The following is a 19,208-nucleotide window of genomic DNA, read 5'->3' as shown; positions in this document are numbered from 1 at the left end:
CCGCTCAGCGCAGCAGCAGGTGCGCGACCGCCGGGCTCGGCCAGGCGATGGTGCGGACCTCGGGCGGCAAAGCGGCCTCGTCCACCCGCGTGCGATCGGTGACGACGACGCGATAGCGGTCGGCATGGCGGCTGACCGCCCCGACATTGCCGCTGCCGCCGAGCGCAGCGACCATCGTCTCCGGCAGCGTCACCGGTGCGGCGGCCGGCGGGGCCGCGACCGGCGCGGTCGCGGTACCGCCGGCGTCGAGCGCCGCGCGCATCTCCATCGCCAGCCCGTCGGCGATGCCGCCGACGATCACCTGCACCGCCGTCCCCGACGGGCGCAGCACGCCACGCGCGCCGAGCTGGCGCAGCCGCGGCTCGTCGATCGCCTGGGCGTCGGCGACCGACAGGCGCAGCCGGGTGGCGCAGGCGTCGATGCCGCGCAGATTGGCCGCACCGCCGAGCGCGGCGACGAACGCCGCCGCCTTGGCATCGGCCGCCACCGCCGGTCCGGCCGGCACGGCCTCGGGCGCCTCGCGCCCCGGCGTCGGCAGGTTGAAGCGGACGATAGCCCAGCGGAACAGCACGTAGTAGATCACCGCATAGGCCGCCCCGACCGGCAGCAGCATCAGCGGCCGCGTCGCCTTGCCGTAGTTCAGGACATAATCGAACAGCCCTGCCGAAAAGCCGTAGCCGAGCCGGACGCCGAGCGCGTTCATGATCGCCTCGGCGAGCCCTGCGAGCAGCGCATGGATGCCGTAGAGCACCGGCGCGAGGAACATGAAGCTGAACTCGATCGGCTCGGTGACGCCGGTAAGGAACGAGGTCAGCGCGAGGCTGAACAGCATCCCGCCGACTTCCTTGCGCCGCTCCGGCGCCGTCGCGTGGTACATGGCGAGACAGGCGGCGGGCAGGCCGAACATCATCACCGGGAAGAAGCCGCTCATGAAGCCGCCCGCGGTCGGATCGCCGGCGAAGAAGCGGGTCAGGTCGCCGGTCTTGCCGTGATAATCGCCGACGACGAAATAGGCGACGTTGTTGAGGATATGGTGCAGGCCGGTGACGAGCAGCAGCCGGTTGAGCAGGCCGAAGGCGAAATAGCCGTAGCCGCCCGCCGCGACGACGCCGTGGCTGAGCGCGTCCATCCCGGCGTCGATCGGCGCATAGCTCAGCCCGAGCAGCAGCGCGATGACCAGCCCGGCGATGCCGGCGATGATCGGCACGAACCGACGGCCGCCGAAGAAGGCGAGATAATCCGGCAGCTTGAAGGTCGCGAACCGGTTGTAGAAACCGCCGCCGACCAGCCCCGAGAGGATGCCGACCGGCACCTCCAGCCGATCGATCGCCGCGGTCTTCCACGCAGCTGACACGCCGGCGACGAGCGCGTCGGGCACGTTGGCGAGCGTCGCGGCGGGCACGGTCAGAAAGGATTGCGAGGCGTTGACCGAGACGAGATAGCAGACGATCCCCGCCATCGCCGCGGCACCATTGCCGTCGCGTGCGAAGCCGGTAGCGACGCCGACCGCGAACAGCAGGCCGAGGTTGGAGAACATCGCATCCCCCGCCGCGCTGACGAAGGGGATGTCGAGCAGGTCGGGCTGACCGAGGCGAAGCAGCAGCCCGGCGATCGGCAGCACCGCGATCGGCAGCATCAGCGCGCGGCCAAGCGGCTGCAGGAAGCCCATGATGGTGGCGCCGGCGGTGGAACGGGTCATCGGCTGATCTCCTCGGCGAATTGGCGGGCGAGCGCGCGGACCTCCGCGGCGCCGGCGGCGGCGGTCGCCGCGGCGGCATGCGTCCGCACCGCCGCCAGCGTCAGCCGCCCGACCAGCGCCTTGGTCGCCGGCACACGCGCCGGCGGCACCGACAGGGTGCGGACGCCGAGCCCGATCAGGATTGGCGCGGCGAGCGGATCGGCGGCAAGCCCGCCGCAGACGCTGACCGGCACGCCGCGTGTCGCCGCACCGTCGCAGGTCATGCCGATCAGGCGGAGGACCGCCGGATGCAGGCCGTCGATCCCGCTGGCCACGGCGGGATTGCCGCGATCCATCGCCAGCACATATTGGGTCAGGTCGTTGCTGCCGATCGACAGGAAGTCGGCATGCGCGGCGATCAGATCGGCGGTCGCCGCCGCCGCCGGCGTCTCGACCATCGCGCCGAGCGGCACCGGGCCGATGCCGAGCTCGTCGCGCAGCCGGTCGAGCGCGGCGCGCACCGCGATCAGTTCGGCGACGCTCGCCACCATCGGCACCATGATGCGCACCCGGTCGATCTCGGGCACGGCGAGGATCGCGCGCAATTGGGTGTCGAGCACCTCCGGCCGCGCCAGCGAGACGCGGATGCCGCGCAGGCCGAGCGCCGGATTCTCCTCGGGGGGAATGGCCAGATAGGGCGCGGGCTTGTCGCCGCCGACGTCGAGCAGGCGGATCACCACCGGCCGCCCCGGCAGGGCCGCGACGACACCGCGATAATCCGCCGCCTGTTCGGCGACGTCCGGCGCGACGGCGCGGTCGAGGAACAGGATCTCGGTGCGGAGCAGGCCGCAGCCCTCGGCACCGGCCGCCGCCGCCGCCTCGGCATCGGCGATCGAGCCGAGATTGGCATAGACGTGGATGGCCGTACCATCGGCTGTCGCCGCGGGAGCGTCACCGGCGGCGCGCGCGGCGGCCTCGGCGGCGGCGCGGCGGTCGATCACCGTCTGCGCCTGCGCGATGCGATCGGGGGCAGGATCGGCGACGACCGCACCGGCGTCGGCGTCGAGGATCAGCATCGTGCCGTCGGAGATGACGCGCAGCGCGTCGCCGGCCGCGACGACCATCGGCACGCCCAGGCCGGCGGCGAGCATCGCGACGTGCGAGGTCGGGCCACCGCCGACCACCGCGAAGCCGGCGACCTGCGCCGCGGCGAGCGCGGCGAATTGCGAGGGCAGCAGATCGTCGGCGAGCACGATCGCGCCGGCCGGCACGCTGACCGCTGCGGCGCGCGTGCCGAGGATGGCGTGGACGACGCGCAACGCGACGTCGCGAATGTCGTCGGCGCGTTCGGCGATGCGGGCGTTGCCGGTGGCGCGAAGCTGCGCCCCCTGCGCCTCCGCCGCGGTCATCATCGCCGCTGCCGCCGCCATGCCGTTGGCGATCCCCGCCTCGGCGCGACCGCGCAGGTCGGGATCGTCAAGGATCGCGCGATGCGCGGCCAGCACGCCGCCGATCTGCCCGCCGCCCGCCGTGGCGGCGAGGTCGGCGGTGACCGCGGCGATACCCTCGGCGAGGCGCGCCCGTTCGATCGTCACCCCCTCGCCCGTCGTCGGCAGCTCGGGAATGTCGGGACGCAGCCAGACGGCGCGGCCGATCGCCACGCCCGGCGCGGCAGGTACGCCGGGCAAGGCCCCCGGCTCGAGCGACGGCGCGGCGGCCGGCGGCGGCGCGACGGCCGGCGGCGGCGCGTCGACCTCGGCGCTGAGCAAGGCGACGACGGCGTCGATCGCGCCGGCCGCATCGCCGCCGCGCGCGGTGATGGTGACGGCGCGCCCCTGCGCGAGGCCGAGCGACAGCAAGGCGATCGGGCTCGTCGCCGATGCGCTGTCGTCACCGGCGGTCAGCGTCACCTCGGCGCCGCTGTCGCGCACCGCGGCGACGATCCGCGCCGCCGGCCGCGCGTGCAGACCATGGGGCAGCAGCACGGTGGCGTCGCGTCGCAGCGTCTCGCCCGCCGCGGCGTCCGCCAAGCCGCCTTCGGCGGTGGCGGCGCTGATCCGCGCGAGCGGGGCTCCGACCGCGATCAGCCCCTCGCCCGCGATCGGCGCGATCGTCGCCGCGCCCTCGACGAGCAGCACCGGCGTCACCGCCGAGGCGGCCTGCCGGACGATCGCATCGAGGTCGAAGCGGATCAGCGCATCACCGGCGCGGACGCTGTCGCCCGGCGCGACGAGCGGGGTGAAGGCGCTGCCGCCGAGCCGCACCGTGTCGATGCCGATATGGACGAGCAGCGACACGCCGTCGCCGAGGTCGAGGGTGATCGCATGACCGGCAGCGTGGAGCGTCAGGACGCGCGCATCGCAGGGCGCGTGAAGCGTGTCACCGGTCGGATCGATCGCGACGCCCGGCCCCATCATCCCCTCGGCGAAGACCGGATCGGGCACGGCGGTCAGCGGCAGGACCCATCCCGCGAGTGGCGCCAGCAGCTGCTTGTCGGTCATTCCATCATTCCTCGCCGGTCGGACGCGCAGTGTATCGCGCGGCAACCCGCTGACAATACCTATTGAATACCTTTGTGACCGCCTCAGCCAGCGCTGATCGTCACCGGGCCGACGATGCCGGAGGGCCGGCCCGGCTCGGGCGCGACGATCAGGACGATCGCACGCGGCCCCGCGCCCGCCGGCAAGGCCGCCGTGATCGGTCCGACCGCCGCACCGGCTTTGTCGGCGAGCTTGCGTCCGTCGACCCACAGTTCGGCCCGTCCTGCGACCGCGGCGAAGGCGATCCGGCCGCCCTTCGCGGCGATGACGCGCACCGGCGTGACGCTGGCCCGATAGACCTGCCAGCCCGCCTGCGCCTCGGCCGGGGTGGCGGTGCCGCTGTGGACGAAGGCCCAGCTGTTATTGTCATTCTCTGCCGGCGTCAGCGACGCGTCGGGGCGCGCCGCGAGCAAGGGCGAGCGCCGCCAGTCGTCGATCGTCCGCGTCGCGGCGAGCGGTGCGACCTGCGCGCGGGGCGCCGCGGCGATACGGTCGATCGTCAGCGTCGCGGGGCGCAGACCGGGTGCGGTGGCGCGCAGCGTGATGCGACCGCGCCCGCCGGCGTCGGCCTGGACGATGACCTGCGCCAGCCCGTTGAACAGCGATCGCGCGCCGCTCGTCGCGCTGTCGCCCTTCTCGGATTCGTGGCTGTTGGGATCGCCGTTGCCGACACCGATGATCGTCGCGCCGGTGACGACGAACCGCGTCGGCAGATTGGCGGTGGGGACGTGGCGGCCACGCGCGTCGATCGCGTCGATCGTCACCGGCTGGACGTCCTCGCCGTCGCCCGCCATCGCGCGCCGTGCCGGGGTGAGGCGCAGCGCCACCGGTGGCCCCGCCGTCTCATGCCCAGCGCGCGCCACCTCGCGTCCGCCGATTGAGGCGATCACCTCGATCGTGCCGGGGGCATAGGGCACGGTGAAGCTGTTGCCCATCAGCCGGTCGACCGCCGCCTCGCCGACGACGCGGCCGTTGAGCCTGAGCGTGATCCGCTCGGCATTGCTGAGCACGAGGATCGGCACCGGCTGCCCCTCGCGTCCGGGCCAGGTCCAGTGCGGCGCCAGGCCGACGACCGGCGCATCGTCGATCCAGCCGGCGCGATGGATGTCATAGGCCGTCTTGCGGAAGCCGCAGAGATCGAGGATGCCGAAGAAGCTGCTGATCGTCGGCCAGACGTGCGGCGTCGGCTCGCCATGATAGTCGAAGCCCGTCCAGACGAAGCCGCCAGCGACGAACGGGCGCCTGGCGATCTCTGCCCAGCCCTTGCGGTGCGTCTCGCCCCAGCCCGCCGCATCGTCGTCCATCGACGAGCGGATGTTCTTCGCCGGGATCGTCTGATAGGCGCCGCGCGTCTCGAACGCGCTGGTATCCTCCGAGCTGGTCATCGGCTTGGTCGGGTTGAGCGCGTGGAACTTGTCGTAATCGCCGGGATAATAATTGAAGCCGACGACGTCGACGACGGTCGAGACATTCTCCGGATTGAAGAAGGCGCCGTTCATCGCCGCGGTGACCGGGCGACTGTCGTCGAGCCGCTTCACCGCGGCGGCCATCCGCCGCACCATCTCGACGCCGGCGTGGGTGCCCTGCATCGGCTCCTCGTTGAACACCGACCAGAGGATGACGCTGGGATGGTTGCGGTCGCGCCGCACCAGCCATTCGAGCTGGGCCATATAGTCGGGCGAGGGATTGAAATTGCGGTTCTCGTCCATGACGAGGAAACCCATCCGGTCGCATAGGTCGAGGAAAGCCAGCGGCGGCGCGTTGTGCGAGCAGCGGATCGCGTTGCAGCCCAGCTCCTTGAGCCGCTCCAGCCGCCACGCCATCAGCGCGTCGGGAAGGGCGACGCCGACGCCGGCATGGTCGTGGTGGATGCACACGCCCTTCAGCTTGACCGGCGCGCCGTTGAGGAAGAAGCCGCGGTCGGCATCGAAGTGGATCGTGCGGAAGCCGACCGGCACGCTGCGCGCATCGACCGTCGCGCCGTCGCGTTCGAGCGCCACGGTGACGGTGTACAGCGTCGGCGTCGCCACCGACCAGAGCGCCGGATCGGCGATCGTCAGCGTCGTGGTGAGGTCGCCCTGCCCGAGCGGCGGCACCGTGGCCATATCGGTCGTCGCGGTCGCGACCGTCCGGCCGCCTGAATCGAGCAGCCGGGCCACGGCGCGGACCCCGACCGCCGCGGCCTCGGTCGAGCGCGCCGTCACCGTGACGGGCACGCTCCAGCCGCCGCCGCTGCCGGCGCGCGGGTCGCAATGCACGCCGTCGGTGACGATCGAGACAGGCGCGCGGCGGGCGAGCCAGGCATGGCGGTAGAGGCCGGCGCCTTCATACCACCAGCCCTCCATCGCCTCGGCATCGACGCGGATCGCGACGACGTTGCGCTCGTCGCCGAAGCGGGCGAACGGCGTGATGTCGACGTAGATGCTGTTATAGCCCGACCAATTATGCGCGACGACGCTACCGTTGACCCAGATGGTCGCGTTGGTGGCGATACCGTCGAACTGCAATTCGCAATATTGGCCGCGGCTGGCGGGATCGAGGTGGAAGCTGCGCCGGTACCAGCCGATGCCGCGTGGCCGATAGCCCTGCGCGACATTGGCGCTCTCGACGAACGGCTGGAACGACGCCCAGTCATGCGGCAGCGTCACCAGCGGCCAGTCGCTGTCGTCATAATCGATCGCCGCCGCGCCGACCGCATTGCCCGCCTTGGCGCGCAGATAGGTCTCGTTATGCGTCGCCGCCGGCGGCACCGCGATGTCGCCTTCGTGGAACAGCCAGCCCTGGTCGAAGCCGATCCGCGACGGATCCCCCACCGGCAGCGGCGCGCGCAGGCCGTCGACCGGGGCGGGCATCGGCAGCGCGCCATAATCCGGCCCGCGCGCTGCGCGCGCGGCGGCGGGCAGGGTCAGCGTCAGACCGGCACCGGCGGACCCGAGCAGCTGCCGCCGGTCGATCGTCATGCCGGATGGCCGCCGATGGTGGTGGCGACCGGCGCCATCGCCGCGGTCAGTTGCACCCAATCGGCGCGCAGCCCGGCGGCGAGCGCCCCGCGTTCCGCCGACAGGCCGAGGAAGGCCGCCGGATTGCCCGCGGCGAGCCGCGCCGCCGCCACCGGCTCGAGCCCGAGCATCCCCATCGCATTGGCGACCGCCGCCGCCATGTCGAGGTCCGATCCGGCCAAGGTGCCATCCTCATAGGAGCAGATGCCGTCGCGCACGCGAATCTGCCGCCCCTGCAGGACGAAATCCTTCACCTCCGCGCCGACCGACGACATCGCATCGGTGACCAGCATCATCCGGTCGAGCCCGCGCGCGCGCAGCGCGATGCGCAGCACCGCCGGAGCGACGTGGACGCCGTCGGCGATCAGCCCGCACCACGGCCGCGAATCGTCGAGCGCTGCGCCGACGAGGCCGGGAGTGCGCTGCACCATCGCCGGCATCGCGTTGAACAGATGGGTGATGCCGCTCAGCCCCGCATCGAAGGCGGCGAGCGCCCCGTCATAGCTCACCTCGGTATGACCGGCGCTGACCAGCACGCCGGCGGCGGTCAGCTGGGCGATGTCATCGATCTGCGCCAGCTCTGGCGCCAGCGTCACCATCACCTTGCCGCGACGCGGCCGGGTGAGCAGCGCGATCATCTCGGCATCGAGCAGGCGAAAGCGCGCCGGGTCGTGGATGCCCTTGCGCGCGACGTTGAGCCACGGCCCCTCGATATGCACGCCGACCACGCCGGGCACGCCCGCCGCGATCGCCGCATCCACCGCATCGAGCGCGAGCGCGATACGGTCGGGCGTGTCGCTGATCAGCGTCGGCAGCAGCGCGGTGGTGCCGTAGCGCGCATGTGCCGCGGTGATCGCGGCGATGCCGTCGACGTCGGTCTCGTCGTTGAACAGCACGCCGCCGCCGCCGTTGACCTGCGTGTCGATGAAGCCCGGCATCAGCCAGCCGCCGTCGAGATCGACCGCGTCACCCGCCTCGCCGTCGAGCGGGCGGATCGACGCGATGCGATCCCCCGCAACGACGATCTCCGCACCGCGCCACACCGCATCGGCGACGACGACCTGGCCGTTGGTATATCGGAACGCCTCGCTCATAGCGTGCGCGTCACCTTGGCGAGGTGCGGGGGCGTGTCGGGATCAAGCCCGCGCCGCCGCGACAGCGCCTCGGCGAGACCGTAGAAGCTCGCCAGCATCAGGATCGGCTGCACCGCCGGATGCGCGTCGAGCGCGGGCAGGTTGGCGCGCGCATCGCCGGCATGCGCCGACAGGACGGTCGCGCCGCGGCCGGCGAAGGTCTCCGCCACCGCCATCACGTCGTCGCCCGCCGCGTCGGAGGTCGCCAGCGCGAGCACCGGAAAGCCTTCGCCGACGATCGCCATCGGGCCGTGGCGCACCTCGGCGGCGCTGAACGGCTCGGCCTGCACCTGACAGGTTTCCTTGAGCTTGAGCGCGCATTCCTGCGCGACGCCGAAGCCATAGCCGCGACCGATGACGAACATCTGCTTCGCCTCGGCAAGCGGCTCGACGCCCGCGCTCCAGTCGAGCGCGACGGCGCGTTCGAGCTGTTCGGGCAAGGCCTTCACCGCCTCGGCAAGCGCGGCATCGCCCGACCAGGCTGCGACCAGAGCGGCGAGGCCGGCCATCGCGGCGATGCACGATTTGGTCGCGGCGACCGAGCGTTCCGGCCCGGCGCTGAGCGCGAGCAACGTGTCGGCCATCTCGGCGAGCGGCGACGTCTCGTCGTTGACCAGCGCCACCACGTCGGCACCGGCCTTGGCATGCGCCTCGACCGTCGCGAGCAGATCGGGGCTGCGACCGCTCTGCGAGATGGCGATGCACAATGCGCGCCGCGTCGTCACCGGCGCGTCGAACAGCGATACGACCGAGGGCGCGGCGGAGGCGACCGGCACGCCGATGAGCGTCTCGATCAGATATTTGCCGTACATCGCGGCATGGTCCGACGATCCGCGCGCGCAGGTCACGACCACGTCGGGCGGGGTCGCACGCAGCCGCTCGCCGAGCGCGGTCAGCGCGGCGGTGTTGCGCGCCACCAGCCGGGCGACGGTCGCTCCCGCCTCCAGCGTCTCGGCGCGCATCAGCGTGCCCGTCATCGTATCGGTCGTCACTTGGTTCAGGGCCCCCGGGCTCGTGTCAGCTGTCGGCGAGCTCGGCCACGAAATCGTAGCTGTCGCCGCGGTAATAGGATCGGGTGAATTCGACGGCGCGGCCGTCGCGCAGGAAGCCGCGCCGCTCGATCAGCAGACCGGGCGAGCCCGGATCGACGCCGAGCATCCGCGCGTGGTCGGTGCCGAACGGCACGGCGCGCAGCCGCTGGAGGGCGCGCACCGGGCGATGCCCCGCCTCGGTCAGCGCGGCGTAGAGCGAGCTTTCGACCGCATCGATCGACGGCAGGCAGAAACCGGCGATCGTCGCCACCTCCAGCGCCATCGGCACCTCGTCGGCGAAGCGCAGCCGCTGGAAGCGGAACACCGGCGCGCTCGGCGACAAGGCCAGCGCCATCGATTCCTCGGGGCTGACGGTCCCGACGCTGCGCGAAACCCAGCTGCTGCTCGGCGTCAGGCCGCGCGCGATCATATCCTCCGAGAAGGAAGACAATTTGCTGAAATTCTTCTCGACGCGCCCGGCGACGAAGGTGCCCGCGCCGCGGCGACGGGTGAGCAGGCCTTCCTCGACCAGCCCCTCGATCGCCTTGCGCACCGTGATGCGCGACACGCCATATTCGACGGCGAGATCGCGCTCGGCCGGAATCGCATCGCCGCGCGTGATCACCTCGCCACCGATCGCGTCGCGGATGAGCTGTTGCAGCTGCAGATAGAGCGGTGAGGGATTGTCGGCACGAAACCGCCCCACCCGGCTCACGAAACTCATCCCTCACTCCCTGTTCTGCTGCTTGTGGCGTCAACGGGTGCCACGGCTCGCAGAGCGGCGCCAGTGGCGCCTTGCCCTACAATTGTCCTAGATTGGACTGGTCGTCAATGACCTGACGTAGCTGCGCGACAAGCCTGGCGCTGGTGATCCGCGGCGGCGGCCCGAAGTCGATACGCTCGGCGGAGGCGGGTGCGGCGGCCGTGCTCGCCGAGCCGTGGACCGCGCAGACGCCGGTGGCGGCGATCAGCGCGGCGACATTGCCGGGCGCGACACCGGCGCCGGCCATGACGGTGCAGCGGCCCGCGGCGCGCGCCACCATCCGGGCGATCGTCGCCGCCCCGGCGGGCGCCGAGGCCGCACCGCCCGAGGTCAGGATATGGTCGAAGCCGAGCGCGACCGCCGTATCGACCGCGGCGACCGGATCGTCGACCACGTCGATCGCGCGATGCAGCGTCATGCCGACGGTGGCGGGCAACACGTCGCGGACGCCTGCCAGCGCCGCCGTGTCGAGCACCCCCTCCCGCGTCGCGCCGAAGACGAGGCCGTCGACCCCCGCCGCGACCAGCGCCGCCGCCTCGCGCTGCGCCAGCGCCAGCGTCGTCGCGTCATAGGTGAAGCCGCCCGGCTGCGGTCGCACCATCGCGCGCACCGCCACGCCGGCCGGTCGCGCCACATCGAGCACCGCCGCGACCAGACCCGCCGACGGGGTCAGCCCGCCGAGTGCGAGCGCGGCACATAATTCGATCCGGTCGCAGCCGCCGGCGATCGCCGCGGCGGCACCCGCGACGGTCTCGACGCAGATCTCCAGAGTGATTCGCGGAGCGGTGTCCGAAGTGTCGTGACGATTCGCCTGCATCGTCATGATTCGGCCCGCATCACCCGCACTTGCCGCGTTTGCCGGCGCTCGTCCGTCGCGATCGTGTGCGACGAACCGTTGCAACACCCGCCGCCGCCGTATCCGTCGTCCCGCATGATCCTCTCTCCCAAATCACTGATCGCTTTACACTTTACCTGCGCTACACGCTTTCGGACCGTACCGGTCCCAGAGCGGTCACGCCACCGGTCACACAATTCGCCGCATTCGCCGAGCGATGTTACACTTTTAATGCATGGATTGGCATGGATTGGTTATAACCTTTCCATAGCGAGCGGATTTATATGCCAAAATGGCACGCTCGTGGATCGCCGCCGGCCGATGCGGCTGTGTGAACGGAGCATGCGGCCGGGCGTGCGCCACAAAGGGGACTGAAGCTGATGCACCTTCGCCATGCGATCCTCGTGACCACGGCCCTGGCCGGCCTTGCCACGGCCATTCCGTCGACGGCGCAGACCGCGCCCACCGCCAGCCCACCCGGCAGCGACGATCAGGCGGCGACGACGACGACCGCGACGGACGCACCGGCCGACGGCGACATCATCGTCACCGGCTATCGCGGCAGTCTGCAAAAGGCGATCAACGTCAAGCGCAACGCCAATGCGGTGGTCGATGTCATCACCTCGGAAGACGTCGGCAAATTCCCCGATCGCAACGTCGCGGAATCGCTGTCGCACATTCCCGGCGTCAGCATCGACCGGCGCTTCGGCGAAGGCGAGAAGGTGGCGATCCTCGGCACCGATCCGGCGCTCAACCGCATGCTGCTCGACGGCCATGCGCTCGCCTCGGCCGACTGGGGCGGCAACGACAATGATCCGTCGAGCCGCACCTTCAACTATTCGCTGCTCGCCCCCGAACTGGTCGACCGGCTCGAAGTGTACAAGTCGCCCGAGCCGCGGATCGAGGAGGGCAGCCTCGGCGGTACGGTGATCGTCCGCACGCGCCGGCCGCTCGATCTGCCGGCCAATTCGATCTTCGCCTCGGGCGGCTATTCGTACAATGACCGGTCGGACAAGGGCAACGCCCGCGGCTCGGGCCTGTACAGCTGGCGCAACGCCGACGAGACGTTCGGCGTGCTCGTCGCCGCCACCTACGACAAGCAGAACCTGACCCGCGCCGGCGTCGAATTCTTCGGCTATGACAATACCGCACCCAATGCCGACGGCACCTACAACAGCCCGTTCGTCAATCGCGCCAGCGACGGCACCCTCAGCCTCAAGAGTCCCGGCGCGACGATCACCGGCGGCACGATCGAGGATCTGTACAAGGCGGCCTCGCCCTTCGGCATCAACTACGCCTATTTCCAGCAGCAGCGCGAGCGCAAGAGCGTGTCGGGCACGATGCAGTTCCGGCCGAGCAGCGACCTGACTCTCACCCTCAACGGCACGCATATCGACGGCAATTACAACAATTACAGCCAGTCGATGTACACCATCCCCGGCGCCTGGACGGGGAACGTGTTGCAGTCCGCGACGATCAGCAACGGCGTCGTCACCGCCGCGAGCTTCGGCGCGGCGACGAGCCAGAGCGCGCAGCTCGATACGCTCGTCCGCCGCACCAGCCTCAAGACCGACAATCTCAACCTGTTCGCCGACTGGGAGGGCGACGGCGGCGCCAAGGTCAACTTCTCGGGCGGCTGGTCGCGCGCGAAGGGCGGCCGCAATCCCGAATATCTGTTCAACGTGCAGACCAAGCTGCCGTACAGCTACGCCTTCACCAACAACACCGCGACGGTCAATTTCGTCGGCGACCTGACCAATCCGGCGAACTATTTCACCAATCCGAACAACAACGCCGCGCAGATCGAGGGGCGGCCGGTGCTGACGTCGACCGGGGCGCAATTGGTCGCGGCGCAGATCGGCGGGCTGGACTATAGCGTCACCACCGATCGCGATATCTTCGGCGGCTATGACGCGACCATCCCGGTCAGCGTCGGGCCGTTCACGGAGATCCTGCTCGGCAGCCGCGTCACCGATCACGTCAATCGCGTCGATGCGCGCGGGATCAACACCTATCTGCAGCAGTCGCTCGACGTCACCCAGCTCGGCGTCACCGCGCTGACCACGCCCGACGGTACGTTCGACGGCAGCGGCGGCATGGGCAATGCCACCAAATATCTCAACCTGCCGCAGCAGTCGGTGATCGACATCCTCGCCAATGCGATCAACAGCCCGCTCGTCACCAAGGTCGGTGCCTCGACCGAGGTGCGCGAAACGGTCATGGCCTCCTATGCCCAGGCCAATTTCGATCAGGACGGGCTGCGCGGCAATATCGGCGGCCGGCTCGTCTATACCCGCGACATCTCCAATTACGCGACGACGCTGAGCAACACGGTCAATCCGGTGCCGGTGCCGACCCGCACGGTGAACGACTATCTCAAGTTCCTGCCGAGCCTCAACATCGCCTATTCGATCACGCCGAAGGTGATCGTCCGCGGTGCGGCGGCGCGGGTCATCGCGCGGCCGCGCTACGAGGATCTGGCGGCGGCGACCTCACTCAACAACGTCACGCTCGACGGTGGCGGCGGCAATCCCAACCTCAAGCCCTATGAGTCGACCAATTACGAACTGACCGCCGAATATTACCCCCGCGCCGGCAGCCTGCTGGCGGTCGAGCTGTTCCGACGCGAGATCAGCAACTATATTTTTAACACGCGGACCAATGCGGTCTTCTTCAACTCACTGACCGGCGCGCTGGCGACCTACAACGTCAACCAGCCGATCAATGGCGGCAAGGCGAAGGTCAACGGCGCGTTGATCTCCGCGCAGAGCGACATCTGGGGCGGCTTCGGCTTGCAGGCGAATTATTCCTATCAGGAAAGTTCGACCTCCAATACCGACGTGACCGGCACGACGCTCAACCTGCCCTATCTGTCGAAGCATACGGTTAACGTGATCCCCTATTTCGAAAAGGGACCGTTCCAGGCGCGGGTCAGTTACAATTACCGGTCGAGCTATTTCCGCACGATCGGCCGGCTCGGCTCGCGCGAAATGGTCGCGCCCTACAGCCAGCTCGATGCCTCCGCCTCGCTCAACATCACCAAGGGCATCGTGCTCAGCGTCAACGCGCAGAACCTGCTCGACGAGACGTACCTGCAATATAATGCGACGCCGGACCGGCCCACCGCCTTCTACAAGAACGGCCGCACGTTCGCGGCGGCGGTGTCGTTCCGGATGTAAGACGCCCCGGTCAAACCACTCAAATAACGTGTGTAAAAAATCATTGCCTCGGCAGCCCGTGATGCGGCTGCCGGGGCTTTTTTGCAGATCAGGCATGGACGCCGCGGAAAGCGTCGGCCAAGATACCATCAATACCAAAACAGGACCAAGGGGCGGCCATGAGGGAGCAACCGGGAATCGCGATCGTCGTCGGCGCTGCGCTGGCGCTGCTGACCGCGCCCGCCGCCGCCCGCCCCGCCCCGCCGGCTGCGGGCGAGCTGCCGCTCGTCCCCCTGCCGCAGAGCGTGACGCAGGGCAGCGGAAGCTTCCTCGTCGCCGACGGCGCGCGGGTCGGCACACCGCCGGGCGATGCCGGTGCGGCGGCGGCCGCGCGGTTGCTCGCCCAGCACGTCCGCGCCGCGCGCGGGATCGCGCTCGCACCGGTCGCCGGCGAGGCCGCGATCCGCTTCGTCCGCGATGCGACCGTCACCGGCGACGAGGCCTATCGGCTCGACAGCGATGCGCACGGCATCCGGATCAGTGCATCGGGCGATCGCGGCCTCGTCCACGGCGCGATGACGCTCGCGCAATTGCTCAGCCCGGATCGCGCTTATGGCCGGCCGGTCGCGGTGCCGGCGCTCGCCATCGCCGATGCGCCGCGCTTCGCCTGGCGCGGGCTGATGATCGATCCGGCGCGGCATTTCCAGCCCGTCGCGGTGCTGCGCGATATCGTCGACCAGATGGCGGCGGTGAAGCTCAACACGCTCCATCTCCATCTCAGCGACGATCAGGGCTGGCGGTTCGAGGTCAGACGCTATCCCAAGCTGACCGAGGTCGGCGCCTGGCGCACCCCGCCCTCCGCCGGCGGCCCGCCGGGAGCGCGCGTCGGCGGCTTCTATACGCAGGCGGAGCTGCGCGGCCTCGTCGCCTATGCCGCCGAGCGCGGTATCGTCATCGTGCCAGAGATCGACCTGCCCGGCCATGCGCAGGCCCTGGTCGCCGCCTATCCCGAACATGGCGTGCTCGGCGATCGGCCCGCAGTCGGCCACGACTGGGGCGTCAATCCGTATCTGCTCAACCCGCGCCCAGAGACGGTGCGGTTCGTCGAGGACATCCTCGACGAGCTGCTCGCGGTATTTCCGGGGCCGTATGTCCATCTCGGCGGCGACGAGGCGGTCAAGGATCAATGGGAGCGCTCGCCCGCTGTGCAGGCGCAGATGGCATCGCTCGGCCTCAAGACCGAGATGCAGATGCAGAGCTGGCTGATCGGCCAGCTCGCCGCCTATCTCGCCAAGCGCAACCGGCGGCTGATCGGCTGGGACGAGATCCTCGAAGGCGAATTGCCGCGATCGGCGGCGGTGATGTCGTGGCGCGGCGAGGCGGGCGCGGTCGAGGCGGCGAAGCGCGGGCACGATGTCGTGCTGTCGCCGGGGCCGACGCTCTACCTCGACAATGCGCAGAGCGATCAGGCGGACGAGCCGCCCGGCCGGCTGGCGATCCAGACGCTGGCCGACCTGTATCGCTACGATCCGCTGCCCGCGGGCATCGATGCCGCCGCCGCCGGACATATCCTCGGCGCGCAGGGCAATGCGTTCAGCGAATATCTCATCACCGCGCGGCAGGTGCAGCATGCGATCTTCCCGCGCGCCGCGGCGCTCGCCGAGATCAGCTGGTCGGCGCCGGGTGCGCGCAACTTTCCCGGCTTCGTCGCACGGCTCCAGCCGCAGATCGCGCGCTGGCGGCGGGCAGGGCTGGAGGTCGCCGACAGCGCCTTCGCGGTCACGTACACGCTGGAGGGCAAGCGCGGCGACGTGCTGCGCAGCGGGCGCATGACGGTCGCCCTGGCGACACAGGCCCCGCTCGGCACGATCCGCTACACGCTCGACGGCAGCGCCCCCGCCGCCAACAGTCGGCGCTATGCCGCGCCGCTGACGCTGGCACCCGGCGCGACGATCCGCGCCGCCGCCTTCGATGCCGCGGGCGTGGCGCTGGCGGCGCCGCGCAGCTTCGCGACCGACCGGCAGGCGTTGCTCGGCGCTGGCAATGACGCGCTCACCGCCTGCCCGACCGGATCGCTGGCGCTGCACGTACCGCTGACCGCCGACGCCACCGCCGACGCGCCCGCCTATAAGATCGACCTGTTCGACACTTGCTCGGTCTTCCCCGCTGCACCGATCGCCCGCGCGAGGACGATCGCGCTGGACGTCGCGCGACTGCCGCGGCCGTTCGGGCTCGCGCACGAGTTCACCAAGCTGCGCGCGCATTACAACGTCACGCCGCACGGCGAGCTGGTCGTCACCGCCGGCTGCCCGACGAAGGACGCGCCGCGGCCGGCGGTGCTGGCGACCTTCCCACTGCCCGATCCGGCAAGCGCGCCCAACCGGATGCGCTTCGAGGCCGCGCTGCCGCCGCAGACGCGCGACGCCGACCTCTGCCTGCAATTCACCTCGCCGCTAGTCGACCCGCTCTACGTGGTCGATCACGTCCAGTTGACGGAGCCTGTCCAGTGAAGCCCGCCCTCCCCCTTTTCTTCGCCCTGCTCGCATCGACGCCGGCCTTCGCCGCGCCGCGCACGGACGTGGCGCTCGACCGTGGCTGGCAGGTGCGGATCGATCCCGCCGACAGCGCTGCCGGACAGGCGCATCCCAAGGAAACGCGCTGGCTGCCCGCGCACGTGCCGGGCAGCGTCCAGCAGGATCTGATCGCCGCCCACCGCGTCCCCGATCCGTTCAAGGGCACCAACGAAGCCGCGATCCAATGGGTCGGCCTGACCGACTGGCAGTTCCGCACGCAGATCGCGATGTCGCCGGCGATGCTGGCGCGCGACCATCTCGACCTCGTCTTCGACGGGCTCGACACCTTCGCGACGGTGCGCGTCAACGGTCGCGTGCTGCTCTCCGCCGACAATGCGCATCGCCGCTGGCGCGCGGATGCCAAGTCGCTGCTCAAGGCCGGCGACAATGAGATCCTCGTCACCATCGCCTCGCCGATCAAGCAGCTCGCGCCGCTGGTCCTCGCCGCCAAGCACCCGCTGCCCGGGGAATATGTCTCGGCGTTCAAGGACGATCCCGGCGACCGCCAGACCTCGCCCTATATCCGCAAGCCGAAATACCAATATGGCTGGGACTGGGGTCCGCGGATCGTCACCATCGGCCTGTGGCGGCCGGCGCGGCTCGAGGCGTGGGACGCGGCGCGGATCGAGACGCTGCGCGTCGAACAGGATGCGCTCAACGATGCCGAGGCGCGGCTGACCGCGCGCGCGACGATCGTCGCCGACCGGGCGAAGACGGTGATGCTGCGCACGACGCTGACCGCGCCCGACGGCACCGCGCGCACCGTCGAACAGGCGGTGGCGGTCGCCGCCGGGCTCAACCGCGTCGCGATCCCGCTCACCGTCGCCGCGCCGCAGCGCTGGCAACCCGCCGGTTATGGCGCGCAGCCGCTCTACACCGTCGCGACGACCCTGCTGGTCGACGGCGCGGCGAGCGAGCAGCGGGCGCGGCGCATCGGGCTGCGCACCGTGTCGCTCGACCGGCGTGATGGCGCCTTCGCCTTCGTCGTCAACGGCAATCGCGTCTTCGCCAAGGGCGCCAATCTGATCCCGTTCGACAGCTTCCCGGCGCGTGTCGAGGCGGCCGAGATGCAGGGGCTGCTCACCGCGGCGCGCGACGCCAATATGAACATGATCCGCGTCTGGGGCGGCGGCTATTATCTCGACGATGACTTTTACGAAATGGCCGACCGGCTGGGTCTGATGATCTGGCAGGATTTCATGTTCGGCGGCTCGGTGACGCCGCCCGAGGCCGCATTCCGCGAGAACGTCCGCATCGAGGCGGACGAGCAGGTCGCGCGGCTCGGCGACCATCCCTCGATCGTCCTCTGGGCGGGCAATAACGAAGTCCTGTCCGGCTGGGAGAATTGGAGCGACCGCAAGGCGTTCAAGACGGCGGTCGGCCCCGACGAGCAGGAGCGGATCGGCACTGGCATGGCGGTGCTGTTCGACCGGGTGCTGCGCGATGCCGTCACGCGCAACAGTCCCGGCACGCCCTATATGCCGGGATCGCCGTCGAGCGATTACGAAGGCCCGACCGATACCGACGCCAATGGCGATCGCCATTTCTGGGACGTCTGGTCGGGATCGAAGCCGGTCGAGCAATATCTCGATCACTGCCCGCGCTTCATGTCCGAATATGGCTTCCAGGCGATGCCGACGATGGCGACGATCCGCGACTTCGCCGGGCCGGGCGCGCTCGATGCCGACAGCGCGGTGATGAAGGCGCATCAGAAGTTCCTGGCGGGCGAAGGCAATGCCCGGCTGCGGCTGTACCTCGACCAGCGGCTGCGGCCGGCCAAGGACTTCGCCGACTTCGTCTATCTGACGCAGGTCAATCAGGCGCAGGCGATCGGCCTCGCCGCGCGCCACCACCGCGCCTGCCGGCCGGTGACGATGGGGTCGCTGTTCTGGCAGCTCAACGACGTCTGGCCGTCGATCAGCTGGGCGAGCATCGATCACCTCGGCCAGTGGAAGCTGCTCCAGTATGAGGCGCGGCGGTTCTTCGCACCGCAGGCGATCGTCGCGGAGCATAAGGACGCGAGCACGCAGGTGACGCTGATCTCGGACGCGACGACGCCGATCGCGGCGCGCTGGCGGGTGACGGTGCGCGACATGACCGGCACGACGCTGGCGACGCGCGAGGCGGCGGCGACGCTCGCGCCGCTCTCCGCCGCGACGGTAGCGACGCTGCCCGATGCCGCGCTGTTCGGCGCCGCCCCGCCGGCGCAGAGCTATGCGGTCGCCGAGCTGCTGATCGACGGGCGCAGCGTCAGCCGCACGATCGTCGAGCGGCTCGCGCCCAAGGATATGGCCTATCCCGATCCCGGCCTGACGCTGCGCCGCGACGGCGACCGGGCGACGATCACCGCCACCCGGCTGGCGCGCGCGGTGATGATCGACATGGGCGATATGCCGGGCCAGGCTTCCGACAATGGTTTTGACCTATTGCCCGGCGAGAGCATCACGGTGACACTGACCGGCCAGCAGACGCCGGTACTGCGGACGCTGGCGCGATGA

Annotated in this window: 10 protein-coding genes; 3 read left to right on the top strand and 7 right to left on the bottom strand. The window is 70.3% G+C overall.

Annotation, left to right across the window (positions count from 1 at the left end; all coding sequences use genetic code 11):
* Nucleotides 1–4: 4 nt before the first annotated feature.
* The 7 genes from nagE to PBN85_RS05905 all read right to left on the bottom strand — a co-directional run bounded on the left by nagE (nucleotide 5) and on the right by PBN85_RS05905 (nucleotide 10,967).
* Nucleotides 5–1,699 (bottom strand): N-acetylglucosamine-specific PTS transporter subunit IIBC, encoded by a 1,695-nt coding sequence (gene nagE / locus PBN85_RS05935; RefSeq protein WP_271300442.1) that lies wholly within the window; start codon nucleotides 1,697–1,699, stop codon nucleotides 5–7.
* Nucleotides 1,696–4,179: a phosphoenolpyruvate--protein phosphotransferase gene (gene ptsP / locus PBN85_RS05930; protein WP_271300441.1), complete on the bottom strand. Its 2,484-nt coding sequence runs from the start codon at nucleotides 4,177–4,179 to the stop codon at nucleotides 1,696–1,698. Before ptsP ends, nagE begins: the two co-directional genes overlap by 4 nt.
* Nucleotides 4,180–4,262: 83 nt before the next feature.
* The gene (galA, locus tag PBN85_RS05925; protein ID WP_271300440.1) at nucleotides 4,263–7,178 is read right to left on the bottom strand and encodes a beta-galactosidase GalA; all 2,916 of its coding nucleotides are present in this window, start codon (nucleotides 7,176–7,178) and stop codon (nucleotides 4,263–4,265) included.
* Nucleotides 7,175–8,311 carry an N-acetylglucosamine-6-phosphate deacetylase gene (gene nagA / locus PBN85_RS05920; protein WP_271300439.1) on the bottom strand — a complete coding sequence of 379 codons (1,137 nt, stop codon included), beginning with the start codon at nucleotides 8,309–8,311 and terminating at the stop codon, nucleotides 7,175–7,177. Before nagA ends, galA begins: the two co-directional genes overlap by 4 nt.
* Nucleotides 8,308–9,327, bottom strand: coding sequence for an SIS domain-containing protein (locus PBN85_RS05915; protein ID WP_271300846.1), 1,020 nt, complete (start codon nucleotides 9,325–9,327; stop codon nucleotides 8,308–8,310). The genes nagA and PBN85_RS05915 overlap by 4 nt, the downstream gene beginning before the upstream one ends.
* 40 nt (nucleotides 9,328–9,367) lie before the next feature.
* On the bottom strand, nucleotides 9,368–10,105 hold the full coding sequence (locus tag PBN85_RS05910; RefSeq protein WP_037530205.1) for a GntR family transcriptional regulator: 738 nt from the start codon (nucleotides 10,103–10,105) through the stop codon (nucleotides 9,368–9,370).
* 76 nt (nucleotides 10,106–10,181) lie between these two features.
* Nucleotides 10,182–10,967: a copper homeostasis protein CutC gene (locus PBN85_RS05905; RefSeq protein ID WP_271300438.1), complete on the bottom strand. Its 786-nt coding sequence runs from the start codon at nucleotides 10,965–10,967 to the stop codon at nucleotides 10,182–10,184.
* 416 nt (nucleotides 10,968–11,383) lie between these two features.
* Between PBN85_RS05905 and PBN85_RS05900 the strand changes: the two genes are divergently transcribed.
* The 3 genes from PBN85_RS05900 to PBN85_RS05890 all read left to right on the top strand — a co-directional run bounded on the left by PBN85_RS05900 (nucleotide 11,384) and on the right by PBN85_RS05890 (nucleotide 19,208).
* A complete protein-coding gene (locus PBN85_RS05900) occupies nucleotides 11,384–14,158 on the top strand; it encodes a TonB-dependent receptor (RefSeq protein WP_271300437.1) in 2,775 nt (924 codons plus the stop codon).
* A 158-nt stretch (nucleotides 14,159–14,316) separates the two neighbouring features.
* Entirely contained in the window at nucleotides 14,317–16,647 is a 2,331-nt protein-coding gene (locus PBN85_RS05895) for a beta-N-acetylhexosaminidase (RefSeq protein ID WP_271300436.1), read from the top strand.
* Nucleotides 16,644–19,208 (top strand): beta-mannosidase, encoded by a 2,565-nt coding sequence (locus PBN85_RS05890; RefSeq protein ID WP_271300435.1) that lies wholly within the window; start codon nucleotides 16,644–16,646, stop codon nucleotides 19,206–19,208. The genes PBN85_RS05895 and PBN85_RS05890 overlap by 4 nt, the downstream gene beginning before the upstream one ends.

The sequence above is a fragment of the Sphingomonas sp. CV7422 genome (genome assembly GCF_027945725.1).
GTDB classification, from domain to species: domain Bacteria; phylum Pseudomonadota; class Alphaproteobacteria; order Sphingomonadales; family Sphingomonadaceae; genus Sphingomonas; species Sphingomonas kyungheensis.
Note: the sequence above shows the minus strand (reverse complement) of the source record. Positions and strands in the feature narration are given on the sequence as shown.

Coding starts and splice junctions, on each gene's coding strand:
- nagE (WP_271300442.1), bottom strand. CDS start 1,699: ATGACCCGTTCCACCGCCGGCGCCACCATCATGGGCTTCCTGCAGCCG.
- ptsP (WP_271300441.1), bottom strand. CDS start 4,179: ATGACCGACAAGCAGCTGCTGGCGCCACTCGCGGGATGGGTCCTGCCG.
- galA (WP_271300440.1), bottom strand. CDS start 7,178: ATGACGATCGACCGGCGGCAGCTGCTCGGGTCCGCCGGTGCCGGTCTG.
- nagA (WP_271300439.1), bottom strand. CDS start 8,311: ATGAGCGAGGCGTTCCGATATACCAACGGCCAGGTCGTCGTCGCCGAT.
- PBN85_RS05915 (WP_271300846.1), bottom strand. CDS start 9,327: ATGACGGGCACGCTGATGCGCGCCGAGACGCTGGAGGCGGGAGCGACC.
- PBN85_RS05910 (WP_037530205.1), bottom strand. CDS start 10,105: ATGAGTTTCGTGAGCCGGGTGGGGCGGTTTCGTGCCGACAATCCCTCA.
- PBN85_RS05905 (WP_271300438.1), bottom strand. CDS start 10,967: ATGACGATGCAGGCGAATCGTCACGACACTTCGGACACCGCTCCGCGA.
- PBN85_RS05895 (WP_271300436.1), top strand. CDS start 14,317: ATGAGGGAGCAACCGGGAATCGCGATCGTCGTCGGCGCTGCGCTGGCG.